This is a genomic window from Hymenobacter algoricola, assembly GCF_039539525.1.
GTDB lineage: Bacteria > Bacteroidota > Bacteroidia > Cytophagales > Hymenobacteraceae > Hymenobacter > Hymenobacter algoricola.
This window is the reverse complement of the sequence record NZ_BAABDH010000105.1, coordinates 26353-42403: the sequence shown is the minus strand read 5'-3', so window position 1 is coordinate 42403 and position 16051 is coordinate 26353. Positions and strand designations below refer to the sequence as shown.

25 protein-coding genes and 1 pseudogene are annotated in these 16051 nt (G+C 55.4%); all 26 read left to right on the top strand.

Translation table 11 applies throughout. The features are described 5' to 3' along the window. Positions 1 to 64 precede the first annotated feature (64 nt). A complete protein-coding gene (fusA, locus tag ABD842_RS16775) occupies positions 65 to 2209 on the top strand; it encodes an elongation factor G (RefSeq protein ID WP_345116512.1) in 2145 nt (714 codons plus the stop codon). Positions 2210 to 2230: 21 nt separating this feature from the next. Beyond that, entirely contained in the window at positions 2231 to 2536 is a 306-nt protein-coding gene (rpsJ, locus tag ABD842_RS16770; RefSeq protein WP_073107090.1) for a 30S ribosomal protein S10, read from the top strand. 107 nt (positions 2537 to 2643) lie between these two features. After that, positions 2644 to 3924 (top strand): O-antigen ligase family protein, encoded by a 1281-nt coding sequence (locus ABD842_RS16765; protein ID WP_345116509.1) that lies wholly within the window; start codon positions 2644 to 2646, stop codon positions 3922 to 3924. Between the two features lie 287 nt (positions 3925 to 4211). Continuing rightward, positions 4212 to 4832 carry a 50S ribosomal protein L3 gene (gene rplC / locus ABD842_RS16760; RefSeq protein ID WP_345116506.1) on the top strand — a complete coding sequence of 207 codons (621 nt, stop codon included), beginning with the start codon at positions 4212 to 4214 and terminating at the stop codon, positions 4830 to 4832. Between the two features lie 9 nt (positions 4833 to 4841). Beyond that, positions 4842 to 5480, top strand: a complete 639-nt coding sequence (gene rplD, locus ABD842_RS16755; RefSeq protein ID WP_345074146.1) for a 50S ribosomal protein L4 — start codon at positions 4842 to 4844, stop codon at positions 5478 to 5480. Beyond that, a complete protein-coding gene (gene rplW, locus ABD842_RS16750; protein WP_345116502.1) occupies positions 5480 to 5767 on the top strand; it encodes a 50S ribosomal protein L23 in 288 nt (95 codons plus the stop codon). The genes rplD and rplW overlap by 1 nt, the downstream gene beginning before the upstream one ends. Positions 5768 to 5804: 37 nt before the next feature. Next, positions 5805 to 6632 (top strand): 50S ribosomal protein L2, encoded by an 828-nt coding sequence (gene rplB / locus ABD842_RS16745; protein ID WP_345116499.1) that lies wholly within the window; start codon positions 5805 to 5807, stop codon positions 6630 to 6632. 3 nt (positions 6633 to 6635) lie between these two features. Continuing rightward, the gene (gene rpsS / locus ABD842_RS16740) at positions 6636 to 6914 is read left to right on the top strand and encodes a 30S ribosomal protein S19 (RefSeq protein ID WP_073107075.1); all 279 of its coding nucleotides are present in this window, start codon (positions 6636 to 6638) and stop codon (positions 6912 to 6914) included. A 1-nt stretch (position 6915) separates the two neighbouring features. After that, complete coding sequence (gene rplV, locus ABD842_RS16735) at positions 6916 to 7482, top strand: 50S ribosomal protein L22 (protein ID WP_345116496.1); 567 nt, start codon at positions 6916 to 6918, stop codon at positions 7480 to 7482. Positions 7483 to 7486: 4 nt separating this feature from the next. Further along, positions 7487 to 8383: a 30S ribosomal protein S3 gene (gene rpsC, locus ABD842_RS16730; protein ID WP_345116493.1), complete on the top strand. Its 897-nt coding sequence runs from the start codon at positions 7487 to 7489 to the stop codon at positions 8381 to 8383. Positions 8384 to 8420: 37 nt separating this feature from the next. Further along, positions 8421 to 8846 carry a 50S ribosomal protein L16 gene (gene rplP / locus ABD842_RS16725; RefSeq protein WP_073107067.1) on the top strand — a complete coding sequence of 142 codons (426 nt, stop codon included), beginning with the start codon at positions 8421 to 8423 and terminating at the stop codon, positions 8844 to 8846. A gap of 1 nt (position 8847) precedes the next feature. Beyond that, positions 8848 to 9060, top strand: coding sequence for a 50S ribosomal protein L29 (gene rpmC / locus ABD842_RS16720; RefSeq protein ID WP_073107065.1), 213 nt, complete (start codon positions 8848 to 8850; stop codon positions 9058 to 9060). A gap of 2 nt (positions 9061 to 9062) precedes the next feature. Beyond that, positions 9063 to 9356, top strand: coding sequence for a 30S ribosomal protein S17 (gene rpsQ / locus ABD842_RS16715; protein ID WP_345074157.1), 294 nt, complete (start codon positions 9063 to 9065; stop codon positions 9354 to 9356). A gap of 1 nt (position 9357) precedes the next feature. Then, complete coding sequence (gene rplN, locus ABD842_RS16710) at positions 9358 to 9726, top strand: 50S ribosomal protein L14 (protein ID WP_073107059.1); 369 nt, start codon at positions 9358 to 9360, stop codon at positions 9724 to 9726. A gap of 3 nt (positions 9727 to 9729) precedes the next feature. After that, positions 9730 to 9981 (top strand): annotated as a pseudogene (rplX, locus tag ABD842_RS16705) (50S ribosomal protein L24); the annotation flags it as partial. A gap of 27 nt (positions 9982 to 10008) precedes the next feature. Continuing rightward, positions 10009 to 10569, top strand: coding sequence for a 50S ribosomal protein L5 (gene rplE, locus ABD842_RS16700; protein ID WP_129919336.1), 561 nt, complete (start codon positions 10009 to 10011; stop codon positions 10567 to 10569). After that, positions 10562 to 10831 (top strand): 30S ribosomal protein S14, encoded by a 270-nt coding sequence (gene rpsN, locus ABD842_RS16695; RefSeq protein ID WP_044016038.1) that lies wholly within the window; start codon positions 10562 to 10564, stop codon positions 10829 to 10831. Before rplE ends, rpsN begins: the two co-directional genes overlap by 8 nt. A 193-nt stretch (positions 10832 to 11024) precedes the next feature. Further along, complete coding sequence (gene rpsH / locus ABD842_RS16690; RefSeq protein WP_345074161.1) at positions 11025 to 11423, top strand: 30S ribosomal protein S8; 399 nt, start codon at positions 11025 to 11027, stop codon at positions 11421 to 11423. 18 nt (positions 11424 to 11441) lie between these two features. Continuing rightward, positions 11442 to 11996: a 50S ribosomal protein L6 gene (rplF, locus tag ABD842_RS16685; RefSeq protein WP_345116488.1), complete on the top strand. Its 555-nt coding sequence runs from the start codon at positions 11442 to 11444 to the stop codon at positions 11994 to 11996. A gap of 9 nt (positions 11997 to 12005) precedes the next feature. Further along, positions 12006 to 12356: a 50S ribosomal protein L18 gene (gene rplR, locus ABD842_RS16680; RefSeq protein WP_345116485.1), complete on the top strand. Its 351-nt coding sequence runs from the start codon at positions 12006 to 12008 to the stop codon at positions 12354 to 12356. A gap of 6 nt (positions 12357 to 12362) precedes the next feature. Next, positions 12363 to 12959, top strand: a complete 597-nt coding sequence (rpsE, locus tag ABD842_RS16675; protein ID WP_345074164.1) for a 30S ribosomal protein S5 — start codon at positions 12363 to 12365, stop codon at positions 12957 to 12959. A gap of 6 nt (positions 12960 to 12965) precedes the next feature. Then, positions 12966 to 13145, top strand: coding sequence for a 50S ribosomal protein L30 (rpmD, locus tag ABD842_RS16670; RefSeq protein WP_345116482.1), 180 nt, complete (start codon positions 12966 to 12968; stop codon positions 13143 to 13145). Positions 13146 to 13158: 13 nt separating this feature from the next. Further along, positions 13159 to 13605, top strand: a complete 447-nt coding sequence (gene rplO, locus ABD842_RS16665; RefSeq protein WP_345116479.1) for a 50S ribosomal protein L15 — start codon at positions 13159 to 13161, stop codon at positions 13603 to 13605. A gap of 12 nt (positions 13606 to 13617) precedes the next feature. Further along, the gene (gene secY / locus ABD842_RS16660; protein WP_345116476.1) at positions 13618 to 14937 is read left to right on the top strand and encodes a preprotein translocase subunit SecY; all 1320 of its coding nucleotides are present in this window, start codon (positions 13618 to 13620) and stop codon (positions 14935 to 14937) included. A gap of 7 nt (positions 14938 to 14944) precedes the next feature. Continuing rightward, entirely contained in the window at positions 14945 to 15715 is a 771-nt protein-coding gene (map, locus tag ABD842_RS16655; RefSeq protein WP_345116473.1) for a type I methionyl aminopeptidase, read from the top strand. A gap of 4 nt (positions 15716 to 15719) precedes the next feature. Further along, positions 15720 to 15938 carry a translation initiation factor IF-1 gene (infA, locus tag ABD842_RS16650; protein WP_073107036.1) on the top strand — a complete coding sequence of 73 codons (219 nt, stop codon included), beginning with the start codon at positions 15720 to 15722 and terminating at the stop codon, positions 15936 to 15938. Positions 15939 to 16051 lie beyond the last annotated feature (113 nt).

Here is a 16051-nt window from a genome sequence, read left to right as displayed (position 1 = left end):
GGTTTAGGCCACAACCTCGACGGGTACTCAGTTACTAATCACACATTCACTCATTCAACTAGACATGGCTGTTAATAAAGATCTGCAATACCTCCGGAATATCGGGATTATGGCGCACATCGATGCTGGTAAAACCACCACGTCGGAGCGCATTCTCTACTATACCGGTAAGACCCACAAAATCGGGGAAGTGCACGAAGGTGCCGCCACGATGGACTGGATGGAGCAGGAGCAGGAGCGTGGTATCACCATCACTTCGGCTGCTACCACCACGTTCTGGAACTACCCAACGGACGCCAACGGCGAGCCGACGGCCGACACCAAGCAGTACAAGATCAACCTCATTGACACCCCCGGCCACGTTGACTTCACGGTAGAAGTAGAACGTTCGCTGCGCGTACTCGATGGTGCCGTTGCTTTGTTCTGCGCCGTATCGGGTGTTGAGCCCCAGTCGGAGACCGTATGGCGTCAGGCTGACAAGTACAAGGTGCCCCGCATCTGCTTCGTCAACAAGATGGACCGTGCCGGTGCTGACTTCTTCAAGGCCGTAGCCGAGATTAAGGACAAGCTAGGCGCTAACCCCGTACCGCTGCAAATTCCAATCGGCGCCGAGGATACCTTCAAGGGTGTTGTCGACTTGCTGACCGGTAAGGCCATCGTATGGGATGATGCAACTCAGGGCAAGGCGTACCACGAAATCCCGGTTCCCGAGGATCTGGTGGAGACCGTAGCCGAGTGGCGTCAGAAGCTGGTGGAAAGCGTTGCCGAATACGACGACCGTCTGCTGGAGAAATTCTTCGAAGACCCGAACAGCATCACCCGCGACGAAATGATGGTCGTTATCCGCCAGGCGGTTATCGACATGAAGTTCTCGCCCGTAATGTGCGGCTCGGCCTTCAAAAACAAAGGTGTGCAGTCCATGCTGGACGGCGTAATGGCTTACCTGCCGTCGCCGCTCGACATGCCGCCCATCATCGGTACCGATCCGGATACTGGTGCGGAGGTGATTCGTCACCCCGACAACAGCGAGCCGTTTACCGCCCTGGCGTTCAAGATTGCCACTGACCCCTTCGTTGGTCGTCTGTGCTTCTTCCGCTGCTACAGCGGCGTGCTTGATGCTGGCTCGTACGTGCACAACAACCGCACGAACAAGAAGGAGCGGATTTCGCGTCTGATGCAGATGCACTCCAACAAGCAGAACCCGATTGATAAGATCCAGGCGGGTGATATTGCGGCGGGTGTAGGCTTTAAAGACATCAAAACCGGTGACACGCTGACCGACGAGAAGTCGCGCGTGGTGCTGGAGTCGATGAGCTTCCCGGAGCCCGTTATCGGTTACGCCATTGAGCCTAAAACTCAGGCGGACATGGATAAGATGGGTATGGCCATTGCCAAACTCGTGGAAGAAGATCCTACCCTGGTAGTACAGACGGACCCCGAGACGGGCCAGACCGTACTGAAAGGCATGGGTGAGCTTCACCTTGAAATCATCATCGACCGTATGCGTCGGGAGTTCAAGGTTGAAATCAACCAGGGTGCCCCGATGGTAGCCTACAAGGAGATTCTGACCAAGAAGGTGGAGCACCGCGAAACCTACAAGAAGCAGACCGGTGGTCGTGGTAAATTCGGGGATATCCAGTTTGAGCTGGGCCCGAAAGAAACCGATCCGGAGAAGCCAGGTCTGGAGTTCGTCAACGGTATCACCGGTGGTGTTATCCCGCGCGAATTCATTGCCCCGGTTCAGAAAGGCTTCGAAGAGGCGATGAAGAACGGCCCATTGGCCGGCTTCCCCATCGAAGGTATGCGCGTGCGCCTGTTCTACGGTTCCTATCACGATGTTGACTCGGACGCGCTGTCGTTTGAACTCGCTGCCCGTGGTGGTTTCCGCGAAGCTGGCCGCTTGGCCGGTCCGAAACTGCTTGAGCCCATCATGGCTGTCGAGGTAGTTTCGCCCGACGAGTACACGGGTTCCGTAACCGGTGACCTGAACCGTCGTCGTGGTATCATGAAAGGTTTGGATACCAAAGGTGGTCTGAACGTTATCAAGGCTGACGTTCCGCTGTCGGAGCTGTTCGGCTACGTAACGACGCTGCGTACGATTTCGTCGGGTCGGGCTTCGGCTTCGCTCACGTTCTCGCACTACGACCAGGTACCGCAAAACCTTGCCGAAGGCATCATCGCCAAGCAGAAGGGTAACTCCATTCGCTAACCCGCTTTCACTCAACATCACATGAATCAGAAAATTCGCATCAAACTCAAATCCTACGACCACAACCTGGTGGACAAATCGTCGGAGAAGATTGTGAAGGCGGTGAAGGCTACGGGCGCTATCGTTAGCGGTCCTATTCCATTGCCGACCGTCAAGGAGAAATTCACCGTTCTTCGCTCGCCCCACGTGAACAAGAAGGCCCGGGAGCAATTTCAGCTCTGCACCTACAAGCGTCTCGTCGACATCTACTCGACTTCGTCGAAGACCGTAGATGCCCTGATGAAGCTTGAGCTGCCCAGCGGCGTTGACGTAGAAATCAAAGTCTGAGGACTGGCTTTTCCGTTGAATAAGGTAAACACCCCATTGGTTTTCGGACCGGTGGGGTGTTTTTCTGTCTATCCTTGCCAACTTAGCGCTCTACTTACCCCCTTTGAATGGCCTCACGTCTGGCTTCTACCTTCACGCTTCCCCGGCTGCACTACGCGGCCACGCTTTTTTGTGCCTTCATCATTGTCGGCCTGTTCGTAGCCAAGTACTTCCGCATTCTGCCCAGTATCGGCATCGTTGGCCTTGGCCTGACGGCTATCAGCTACGCAGCCGTGTATAAGCGGGTAGCCAACCGGCCGCAGTGGCCACTGTTTGCCGGCTTCGTCGTCATCTACTTTATCCATTTACTCAGTGGCCTGACCACGGAGGCCGCCAACTTGGGGGAGTATAGCCGGGACATAGTGCTGCAGCTGCCATTCGTGGTGCTGCCACTGACGTTCTGGGTGCTGCCCGGGCTGCCGGCGCAAAAGCTGCAGAACCTGTGGCGACTGTTTATCGGGTGCGTAGTTGTTGCTGCGCTGATAAGCACTGGCTACTACCTGTTCCACGCGGCGGCCGTCAACGAGTCGTACCTGCACTCGAAGATCATGCCCACCGAGCCCGACCATATCCGGTTCAGCCTGATGGTGACGCTGGCCGTGGCCGCTGGGGTCGTGCTGCTGTACTGGGGCAACAACTCCGCCTTGTGGCGGGTAGGGTTGCTAGTCGCCGTGATTTACCTGGCCTTGTTTCAGCACATGCTGGCCGTGCGCAGCGGACTGGTTACGCTCTACGCGGTAGGGGGGCTGTACTTCCTGTGGCTGGTTTTCCGGGCCAAGCAGTACCGCCGGGCCACCTACTTGGCTGCCTGCCTGCTGCTGCTGCCGGCCGTCAGCTACCTATGTTTCCCGACTTTCCGGAACAAGTTCACTAATACCCAGGAAGACCTGGGTAAGGTGCATGACACGCAGGCGGCGAATAACTATTCCCTGGTAGCAAGGGTGTACTCCTATAAAGCGGCTTGGGCCATCATGCAGCAAAGTCCGGTAGTCGGAATAGGGAAGGCGGACATGCCGGATGAAATGGCTAAGCAGTTCCGGCAGAACTATCCCGAGATTGAAGAAAGCTCCTTCCTACTGCCGCACAACCAGTTTATTTACGACCTGGTGGCTTTCGGCTTGCTGGGTACGCTGCTTTTCACGCTCTGCTTTTATTATCCGGCCCTGTGGGCTGCCCCACGGTTTGCGCCGCTGCTGGTCGCCCAGTACGCTTTAGTCACACTTTCCTTTTTGGTGGAGTACACGCTGGAAACCCAAATCGGGCTGACCTTCTCCCTGTTTTTCCTGCTGCTGAGTCTGAATGGTCTGTTGCCGGCAGTAGAAGGAGAAGAGCACTGGCGACCGGCTTAGGGAGGCGGGCCTCACTGCCCGTTATTGGACTATTTATAACCAGTGCAGCGTCCCGGCTGGCCAAGCAACAGGTTTTGCTACGGCTTTTCCTACCCCTGTAAGCAGTGCCCTCAAGTAGAACGGACTGACGGCCAGTAAATAGCTACTTTCAATAGGCAACTACGTGACTCTGAAAATATTTCAGAGCCGGGTTAGATTTCTGTCCTATATTTTCCTAGCTTTGCACTCCCATTGCGAAAACGTCATTTGGGCGTTTTCTTTTTGCGTCTTTCATAAAACATAACAGAATGCCTGGCATCATCGGTAAAAAAATCGGTATGACAAGCCTCTTCACTCCGGACGGGAAAAACATTCCCTGCACGCTCATCGAGGCGGGTCCGTGCGTAGTGACGCAGGTTAAGACAGTCGCGAATGACGGTTACACCGCCATTCAGATCGGCTACGGCGAGAAAAAAGTGAAGAACACCACCAAAGCTCTGGTAGGTCACTTCACTAAAGCCGGTACCACCCCCAAAAGAAAGCTGGTTGAATTCCGCCTCGACGCGGAATCGACCTACGCTGCAGGCGCCACCATCGACGCGAGCCTCTTCGAAGAAGGCGAGTTTGTTGACGTTGTGGGCACCTCAAAAGGCAAAGGTTTCCAGGGCGTTGTGAAGCGTTACAACTTCGCTGGTGTAGGCGGGCAGACCCACGGTCAGCACAACCGTCTGCGTCACCCTGGTTCCATCGGTGCCTGCTCGTGGCCGTCGCGCGTATTCAAAGGAATGCGCATGGCTGGTCGGATGGGCGGTGACCGGGTAAAAGTGCAGAACCTGAAGGTGATGCGCGTGGTAGCCGACAAGAACCTGATCCTCGTGAGCGGTTCTATCCCCGGTGCCAAGAATTCTTACGTGGTACTCGAGAAATAGACGATTACGATGGAACTCGCAGTATTTAACATCAAAGGTGAAGACACCGGCCGCAAGGTTACCCTGTCTGACGCCATTTTCGGCCTCGAGCCGAATGAGCACGTGATGTACCTCGACGTGAAGCAGTACCTGGCCAACCAGCGCCAGGGCACGCACAAGTCGAAGCAGCGCAACGAGGTGCATGGCACCACGAAGAAGCTCAAGAAGCAAAAAGGTACGGGCGGTGCCCGCGCCGGCAGCATGAAGTCGCCAGTATTCATTGGTGGTGGCCGCGTATTCGGTCCCGAGCCCCGTGACTACGGCTTCAAGCTCAACAAAAAGACCAAGCGCCTGGCCCGTCTGTCCGCTCTGTCGGTACTGGCCCAGGATGGCAAAATTGCTCTGGTTGAGAACATCACCATGAGCGCTCCTAAAACGAAAGATTTCCTCTCGATCCTGTCGGGTCTGAAGCTGGACAACGGCAAGAAAACCTTGCTCGTGACCGGTGAAGTCGACAAGAACGTGGTGCTGTCGGTTCGCAACATTCAGAAAGTAACCGTGGCTACGCCCGTTGCTCTGAACACGCACGATCTGCTCAACACGGACACGCTGTTGCTGTCGGAAGATGGCCTGAAGTCGCTGGAACAACTCTACACCACTGCTGAGTAATGAGCACGCTGAAGAAACCCATCGTGACCGAAAAGGCCACCGCCCTGAACGAAAAAGGCCAGTACTCTTTCGCAGTAGAGCGTACCGCCAACAAGGTTCAGATCAAAAAAGAAATCGAGGCGCTGTATGGCGTGACGGTAACGGGCATTAGCACGATCCGCACCATTGGCAAATTGAAGTCGAAGTCCACCAAGGGCGGCTCCGTAACCGGTCGTCGTGCCCACGGGAAAAAGGCAATTGTAACTGTGAAGGAAGGCGACGTAATCGACTTCTATAACGGTATCTAGGGTCGGGTAACCGACGAAACGCGCATTTTAAACTAAAATGGCACTCAAAAAACTAAGACCAACATCACCGGGTCAGCGCTTCCGCATCGCCCCGGCCTTCGACGAGATTACGACGTCGAAGCCGGAGAAGTCGCTGTTGGCACCCATGGAAAAATCCGGTGGCCGCAACAACGCGGGTAAAATGACCAACCGCTACATCGGTGGTGGTCACAAGCAGAAGTATCGTGTTATCGACTTCAAGCGTGACAAAGCCGGGGTTCCGGCCACGGTGAAGACGATCGAATACGATCCAAACCGCACGGCGCGTATCGCTCTGCTACACTACGCCGACGGCGAAAAGCGCTATATCATTGCGCCCGCTGGCCTGGCTGTAGACACAGTAGTGGTATCGGGTCCCGGTGTTGCGCCCGAAGTTGGCAACGCGCTGACGCTACGCGAAATCCCGTTGGGTACCATCCTGCACAACATCGAGCTCATGCCCGGTAATGGTGCAGCCATGGCTCGCTCGGCTGGTACGTACGCTCAGCTGGTAGCCCGCGAAGAGAAATACGCCACCCTGAAATTGCCTTCCGGCGAGATGCGCATGGTCCTCGTGACCTGCATGGCGACGGTCGGCACCGTTTCGAATGGTGACCACATGAACGTTCGGATGGGCAAAGCCGGTCGGAACCGTTGGATGGGTCGTCGTCCGCGCGTTCGTGGTGTGGCTATGAACCCAGTCGATCACCCAATGGGTGGTGGCGAAGGCAAGTCGTCGGGTGGTCACCCACGCAGCCGTAACGGTATCTTCTCGAAAGGTCAGAAGACCCGGAACAAGAACAAGTACTCCGAACAGCTCATCGTTAACCGTAAAGGCAAGAGATAATCAATGGCACGTTCACTAAAAAAAGGGCCGTACATTGACTTTCGGCTCGAGAAGAAAGTAGTAGCGATGGAAGGTTCCGGCAAAAAGTCGGTTATCAAAACCTGGTCGCGCCGCTCCATGATTTCCCCGGATTTCGTGACGCACACTTTCGCGGTTCACAACGGTAATAAGTTCATCCCGGTTTTCGTCACGGAGAACATGGTAGGTCACAAGCTCGGTGAGTTTGCTCCTACCCGCAACTTCCGCGGCCACGTAGCCAAGAAAGATAAAGGCAAGCGCTAAGATGGAACCTACAGAAAATAAAAAACTGAAAAAGTCCGTCCGCATTCGTCTTGAAAAAGAGGCTGCGAAGGCGCTTCCACAAGGTGGAGCGTCGAAGGCTAAACTGGAGAATGTTCCTACTTCCCCCCGCAAAATGCGGTTGGTAGCCAACATGGTTCGCGGTCAGAAAGTGACCCGTGCCCTGGGCTTGCTGAAGTTCGAAGCCAACTCAGGTGCCGAGCGGATCGAGAAACTGCTGTTGTCGGCTTTGGCCAACTGGCAGTTGAAAAACGAAGACGAGCGCATCGAGGATGCTAATCTCTACATCAAGGAGATTTTCGTCGACGAAGGACGTCAGCTGAAGCGTTTGCGCCCCGCCCCTCAGGGTCGTGGTCACCGCATCCGCAAGCGTTCCAACCACGTGACGCTGGTGATTGACTCGCAAGTAGAACCGCTGGGCAGCAAGGCCGCCGCCCAACAGGCTGCTGAGACGAAAGGCACCGAGGCTAACGCTGAAGGAAAAGCTAAGACTACCCGTCGCAGCTCGGCTAAGAAATCAACTGAAACGAAGGCAGAAGCCACCGCATAGCACTATGGGACAGAAAGTAAATCCGGTTGGCTTCCGCTTGGGCGTCATCAAAGGATGGGACTCGAACTGGTACGGCGGCAAGGACTTTGCCGACAAGCTGGTTGAGGACGAAAAAATCCGCAAATACATCATGGCTCGGATTCCGAAAGGTGGCATTAGCCGCATCGTAATCGAGCGTACGCTGAAGCGCATCACCATCACCATCAACACCGCTCGTCCGGGCGTAGTTATTGGCAAGGGCGGCGCCGAGGTAGATAAGATCAAAGACGAACTGAAGCAGATCACCAGCAAGGACGTTCAGATCAACATCTTCGAAATCAAGCGTCCGGAGCTTGACGCGAAACTGGTAGGTGAGAGCATTGCTCAACAGCTCCAGGCTCGTATCTCCTTCCGTCGTGCGATGAAGATGTCGATTCAGGCCGCCATGCGTGTGGGTGCTGAAGGCATCAAGATTCAGTGTGGTGGTCGTTTGGGTGGCGCAGAAATTGCCCGCTCCGAGCAGTACAAAGAGGGCCGCACTCCGCTGCACACCCTCCGTGCTGACATCGACTACGCCCTGTCGGAAGCCCAGACGGTCTATGGCAAAATCGGCATCAAGGTGTGGGTAATGCGTGGTGAGGTGTTCGGCAAGCCCGACCTCTCGCCTAACCAGGTACCGGCCAACCAAGGCAACGACACCCGCGGCGGCAACGACCGTGGCCCTCGTGGCGCTGGTGACCGTGGCGGTGACCGTGGCCCTCGTCGGAATGACCGGGGCGGCGACAACCGCGGTGGTGGTGCCGGTGGCGACCGTGGCGGCAACGCCGGCGGTGCTGGTGCTCCCCGCCGCAGCGGTGGTCCGGGTGCCGGCGGTGCTGGTGGCCAGAACCGCGGTGGTGGTGCAGGTGCACCGCGCCGCTAACTTTTCTCTCTTCTCGAATCCTTTTTTTCGATAACTCATGTTACAGCCGAAAAGAACCAAGTATCGGAAGATGCAGAAGGGTCGCGTGACTGGCCTCGCCTACAAGGGCTCCACCATCGACTTCGGTTCGTTCGCCATCAAGTCGCTGGAGGTTGCCTGGATTACGGCCCGCCAGATTGAAGCTGCCCGTATCGCCATGACCCGCGCAATGAAGCGTGAAGGTCAAGTGTGGATCCGCATTTTCCCAGATAAGCCAATCACCAAGAAGCCAGCCGAAGTTCGGATGGGTAAGGGTAAGGGTTCCCCAGAGTATTGGGTAGCCTGCGTGAAGCCCGGTACCATCATGTTCGAATCGGACGGGGTTTCGTTGGAAGTAGCTCAGGAGTCGCTGCGTCTTGCTGCTCAGAAGCTGCCCGTGAAGACCAAGTTTGTTGTTCGTCGCGATTACGAAGAGAGCAAGTAAGATGAAGCAATCCGAAATCAAAGGTCTTTCGCTCGAGGAGCTGAAAGCCCAAGTTAAGACCGAACAGACCAGCGGTCAGGCCCTGCGCTTCGCGCACGCCATTTCCCCGCTGGAGAATCCGATTCGCCTGAAGCATAGCCGCAAGAACGTTGCTCGTCTTAAGACTGAGCTGACCCGTCGCGAAAACGAGCAGGCTAACCAAACTGCTAACTAACGATGGCAACCAACGAAGAAACGAAGGCAACGGCCGCTACGGAAGAGCGGAACCTGCGCAAAGAAATCGTCGGCCGGGTGACTAGCTCCAAAATGGACAAGTCTATCACGGTGATGGTGGAAAGCAAAATGAAACACCCGATCTACGGCAAGTTCGTTACCAAGTCGACCAAATTCATGGCCCACGACGAGAACAACGAATGCGGCGAAGGCGATACGGTCCGCATCATGTCGACCCGTCCGCTGAGCAAGAGCAAGCGCTGGAGACTGGTAGAAATCGTAGAACGCGCCAAGTAAGATGATACAGCAAGAATCCCGTCTGACCGTCGCTGATAACAGCGGCGCCAAAGAAGTTCTCTGCATCCGTGTCCTCGGTGGCACGGGCAAGAAATACGCCAGCGTAGGCGACAAGATCGTGGTTTCGATCAAGTCGGCTATTCCTTCGGGCAACGCCAAGAAAGGCACTGTATCGAAGGCGGTAGTAGTTCGCACGAAGAAGGAAGTACGCCGCAAAGATGGTTCGTACATCCGCTTCGACGACAACGCTGCTGTTCTGCTCAACAATAACGACGAGCCCCGCGGTACCCGCATCTTCGGCCCAGTTGCCCGCGAACTCCGCGAGCGTCAGTTCATGAAGATCGTTTCGTTGGCTCCTGAAGTTCTCTAAGCAATGGCAACGAAAACGAAAGCACAGAAGCCCGTAAAACTGCACGTCAAGACTGGTGACACCGTGAAGGTGATTGCCGGCGACGAGCGCGGCAAGACCGGTGTCATCAAGTCGGTGAACCGTACGACCCAGCGCGTCATCGTGGACGGCCTGAACCTGGTGACCAAGCACAACAAACCAAGTGCTAAGAACCCGCAAGGGGGCATCACCAAGATCGAGGCTGGCATCCACGTCAGCAACGTGAAGGCCGTTGATTCGACTAACGCCTAATCTGTTACGACAATGGCTCGACTCAAAGAGATTTATAAGAAAGACGTGGTACCGGCGCTCCAGGAGAAATTCCAGTTCAAGAGCATCATGCAGGTACCGCGCATCACCAAGATCTGCATCAACCGCGGTATTGGTGCGGCCGTAGCCGACAAAAAGCTTGTCGACAATGGGGTGGACGAGCTGACGACCATCACTGGTCAGCGGGCCGTTGCCACCATCGCCAAGCGTTCAGTGTCGAACTTCAAGCTGCGCGAGGGCATGCCAATCGGCGCCCGCGTAACGCTGCGCGGTGAGCAGATGTACGAATTCATGGACCGTCTGCTGACGGTAGCGCTTCCCCGCGTTCGTGACTTCAAAGGCATCAACGACAAAGGCTTCGATGGCCGGGGTAACTATACTCTGGGCATCAAAGAGCAAATCATCTTCCCCGAAATTTCGATCGATAAGATCAAGTCAATCTCGGGTATGGATATTACCTTCGTAACGACGGCCGAAAACGATGAGCAGAGCTATGAGCTCCTCAAAGCTTTCGGAATGCCGTTCGCTAACGCCAAGAAAGAAAACAATGGCTAAGGAATCCGCAAAAGCAAGAGCGCGCAAGCGCATCGCTACGGTTGCTCGTTATGCTGAGAAGCGTAAAGCTTTGAAAGCTGCCGGCGACTACGAAGGTCTGGACAAGCTCCCCAAGGATGCTTCGCCCGTACGCCTCCACAACCGGGATATGATCGACGGTCGTCCTCGTGGATATATGCGCAAGTTCGGCATCAGCCGGGTGCGTTTCCGCGAAATGGCACTGGCGGGCAAAATCCCCGGTGTTACGAAGTCAAGCTGGTAATCCAGCTTCAGTTGTCGAAGTAGCCTAGCTACGTAAGACAACGCCACTTGGCAGGTTGCCGAGAGAAACCATTGGCCGAGCCTCAATAAGTCGAGCCAAGAAGTCTTAACCGAAAATTTCGCTGCCGCTTTTTCGCGGGGGCGAAATTTTCTTATCTTTGCGCTCCGTTAAAACGAGTGCTCTTCTAAACCGAATGAATACAGATCCAATTGCCGACTTCCTGACCCGGGTGCGCAATGCCATCAAGGCAAACCACCGGGTAGTGGAGATTCCGGCCAGCAACATCAAAAAGGAAATCACGAAAGTGCTTTACCACAAGGGCTACATCCAGTCCTACCGTTTTGATGACTCATCGGTACAAGGCACGATTAAAATCGCGCTGAAGTACAATCCTACGACCAAGGTTCCGGCCATCACCAAGCTTGAGCGGATCAGCTCGCCTGGTCTGCGCACGTATGCCCACGTCGAGAACATGCCCCGCGTACTGAGCGGCTTGGGTATCGCCATCCTGTCGACGTCGAAAGGCGTGATGACGGAGAAGGAAGCCAAAGCCCAGAACGTTGGTGGCGAAGTATTGTGCTACGTTTACTAATCGAGAAAGAACCAGACTATGTCACGCATTGGTAAACTCCCGATCAGCCTGCCCACGGGCGTAGAGGTTGTAGTAGGCAGCGACAACTCGGTAACGGTAAAAGGCCCGAAAGGCACTTTGACCACGCCCGTTGACCGCGACATCATCCTCACCAACGCCGATGGCCAGTTGGTAGTAGAGCGTCCGACCGAGCAGAAGCGCCACAAGGCGATGCACGGCCTGTACCGTTCGCTGCTCAACAACATGGTAGTTGGGGTTAGCAACGGCTACGAGAACAAGCTGGAGCTGGTGGGTGTGGGTTACAAAGCCACAATGGCCGGCACCACGCTGGAATTGTCGCTGGGCTACTCGCACAACATCTTCCTGGCGTTGCCGAAGGAAGTAACGGCTACTGCTCTCACCGAGAAAGGTAAAAACCCGATTGTTACGCTGAACAGCATTGATAAGCAATTGCTGGGTCAGGTAGCCGCTAAGATTCGTTCCCTGCGCAAAGTCGAGCCTTACAAAGGCAAAGGCGTACGCTTTGTGGGCGAGCAAATTCGTCGCAAGGCTGGTAAAACAGCTTCGAAATAATTTCGCATCATGGCTTTCGATAAAGCAACTAGAAGAAAACGGATCCAGCGCATCATCCGCACTAAGGTGGCTGGCACGTCCGAGCGCCCTCGTCTGTCGGTGTTTCGCAGCAATACGGGCATCTACGCCCAGATTATTGACGACACGACCGGCAACACGCTGGCAGCTGCTTCCTCGAAGCACGTATCGGTGGATGGGGGCAACGGAGTCGCCCTCGCTGCCGCAGTCGGCAAAGAACTTGCTGCCCGTGCTACAGGAAAAGGAATTTCGAAAGTGGTATTTGACCGTTCCGGTTACCTCTACCACGGCCGCGTAAAATCATTGGCAGAAGGAGCCCGCGAAGGCGGCCTCAATTTCTAAGGCATCATGGCAGAACTCAACAACAATCCCCGTGGTGGTGGCAATGAGCGGGGCGGCAATGACCGTCGCGGCGCAGGCAACGACCGTCGTGGTAACAACAACGAGCAGTCCCGCACCGGCGATTCTGATCTGAAGGAAAAAGTGGTTGCCATCAACCGCGTAGCCAAAGTAGTAAAGGGCGGTCGTCGCTTCAGCTTCTCGGCCATCGTAGTAGTAGGTGACGGCAACGGCACCGTAGGCTACGGCCTGGGCAAAGCCAACGAAGTAACCGACGCCATTGCCAAAGGCATTGACGATGCTAAAAAGAACCTGGTGAAAGTGCCGCTGTACAAGCACACCGTTCCCCACGTGATGGAAGGCAAATATTCGGGTGGCTTCGTTCTCGTGCAGCCAGCAGCAGCTGGTACCGGCGTAATTGCTGGTGGTGCTATGCGCGCCGTGTTCGAGAGTGCCGGCATCAAGGATGTGCTGGCGAAGTCGAAAGGCTCGTCGAACCCCCACAACGTGGTAAAGGCTACGTTCGATGCTCTCCTCAAGATGCGCGACCCGATGCAGATTGCACAGGCTCGTGGCATCACCCTCGCCCAAGTTTTTAACGGCTAAGTAGAGATGGCGCAGATCCACATCAAACTCGTAAAAAGCGTAATTGACCGCCCTGAGCGTCAAAAGCGTACCGTCAAGGCTTTGGGCCTGGGCAAAATGGGCAGCACTACCGAAAAAGAACTCAACCCGCAGATTGCTGGGATGGTTGCGGCAGTACAGCACCTGGTAGAAGTAACTGAACTCTAGGACGTACCTCGATATGAATCTCAGCAATCTCATGCCCGCCACGGGCTCAACGCGCAACAACAAGCGCCTTGGTCGTGGTACGGGTTCCGGCCGCGGCGGCACCTCGACGCGTGGTCACAAAGGCCAAAAGTCGCGTTCGGGCTACTCCAAGAAGTCCGGCTTCGAAGGTGGCCAGATGCCCCTGCAGCGTCGGGTCCCAAAGTTTGGCTTCAAGAACATCAACCGCGTAGAATATAAGGGTGTAAACCTGGACGTTCTGCAGGGCCTGAACGAGCAGCATGGTGCTACCACCATGGACGCTGCTTTCTTCGTGGCCAGCGGCCTGGCGTCTAAAAACGCCAAGATCAAGGTTCTGGGCCGCGGTGAAATCACCCAGGCGCTGGAAGTACATGCCCACGCCTTCTCGAAATCAGCTGTTGAAGCTATCGAGAAAGCCGGTGGTAAAGCTGTGACGCTTTAAGCCTACCTGGCAATGAACAAGTTTATCACCACGATAAAGAACATTTGGGATATTCAGGATCTGCGTGCGCGGATCCTGAATACGCTTTTTTTCATTGCCATCTATCGGCTGGGCTCCTTCGTGGTATTGCCCGGTGTCGACCCGACCCGGCTGAAGCAGGGCGCGGAAGGCCTGTTCGGTATTCTGGATACGTTGCTCGGCGGTGCTTTCAGCCACGCTTCGATTTTCGCTCTGGGTATCATGCCCTACATTTCGGCGTCTATCGTGCTGCAGCTGCTGACGATTGCCGTGCCTTACTTCCAGAAGCTCCAGAAGGAAGGCGAATCCGGTCGTAAAAAAATCAACCAGTACACCCGCATTCTGACCATCCCCATCGTGATGGCGCAGTCGGTTGGCTTCATTGCCACCATTAATGCGGAAGCAATCATCAACCCCGGCACGTTCTTCACCGTCTCGACGATGATGATCATCACCGCGGGCACGCTGTTTTGCATGTGGCTGGGAGAGAAGATTACGGACAAGGGCATTGGCAACGGTATTTCCATGATCATCATGATCGGGATTGTGTCCCGTCTGCCCGGTGCCATCATCGGTGAAGCTCTGGCGAAAGGCATGCGCGGCTCGCTGATCTTCCTGATCGAAGCGGTAGTGCTGTTTCTGGTTGTAATGGCTGTTATCGTCCTGACGCAGGCTGTACGCCGGATTCCGGTGCAGTATGCCAAGCAGGTTGGGGGCACCACGCAGCTGAACGCCCAGCGCCAGTTCATTCCTCTTAAGGTGAATGCCGCTGGGGTAATGCCGATCATCTTTGCTCAGTCCTTGATGTTCGTTCCCGCTATCCTCGCTTCGGTTTGGCAGGCGGATAGCGAAACGGCTAGCTACATCGGTCAGAAGTTCTCCGACTACACTTCGTGGCAGTACAACGTGGTTTTCGCCACGCTCATCATTGTCTTCACCTACTTCTACACGGCTATCAGCGTCAATCCCAACCAGATTGCCGATGACCTGAAGCGGAGTGGTGGTTTCGTGCCCGGGGTGAAACCCGGTCGTGACACCTCAGAGCACATGGATGAGATTCTGACTCGTATTACCCTGCCCGGTGCTATTGCCCTGGCGCTGATTGCCATCTTCCCGGCCTTCGCGCTGCTGGCGGGTGTCACGCGGCCATTCTCAGCTTTCTACGGCGGTACTTCGCTCATCATCATGGTGGGCGTGGTACTGGATACGCTCAACCAGGTAGAAAGCTACCTGCTGATGCGTCACTACGATGGCATGATGAAAACCGGTAAGCTCCGCGGCCGTTCAGCTCAGGACGTGGCTATGGCCTCCTAATTCGGTCATGATTGTTTACAAGACTGAAGAAGAAATAGAACTCATCCGGGCCAGCGCGAAAGTGCTGGCTCAAGCCCACGGAGAGGTAGCGGGCATGATCAGGGAGGGAGTCACCACGCGGCAGCTTGACCGTCGCGCGGAGGAATTCATCCGGGATAATGGCGGCCAACCATCCTTCAAAGGGTATAATGGTTTTGAATACAGCCTCTGCATCTCGCCCAACTCGGTGGTGGTGCACGGTTTTCCAAGTGACGAACCGCTGAAGAGCGGCGACATTGTCTCGGTTGACTGCGGGGTTTTGCTCAACGGCTATCATTCGGATAGCGCCTACACTTACCCAATCGGGGAGGTGGCCCCGGAAGTGCTCCAGCTGCTGGCCGACACCAAGCAGTCGTTGTACCTCGGTATTGAAGCTGCCTTCGCCGGCAACCGAATCGGTGACATCGGTTACGCCATCCAGAACTTCGTTGAGAAGAAAGGATATGGGGTAGTTCGGGAACTGGTCGGGCACGGGCTAGGCAAGAAGCTGCACGAAGCGCCGGAAGTACCCAACTACGGTAAGCGTGGGGCGGGTACCAAGCTGCAGGAAGGTCTTGTCATTGCTATTGAGCCTATGATCAACTTAGGCACCAAAAGCGTGATCCAGGAGAAGGATGGCTGGACCATCCGGACCAAAGACCGGAAGCCTTCGGCGCACTTCGAGCACACGGTAGTAATACGCAAAGACAAGGCGGAAATTCTGACCTCCTTCGAATACATAGAAAAAGCCTTACAGTAGCCTTATGGCCAAACAATCCTCCATTGAGCAGGACGGAGTAATTCTCGAAGCACTTTCCAACGCAATGTTTCGCGTGGAGCTGGAAAACGGGCACACCCTGGTGGCGCACATTTCCGGAAAAATGCGGATGCACTACATCAAGATCCTGCCGGGAGATAAGGTGAAGCTGGAAATGTCGCCCTACGACTTGTCAAAGGGCCGCATCGTTTACCGTTACAAATAGGGGTCTTGGGGACTTAGGGTCTTGGGGGCTTGGTTACCGCTTCGATAACCAGATGCTGACCAGACGTAAGTTCTTCAACCAAGGCCCTAAGTCCCTCAGACCCTAAGTCCCTC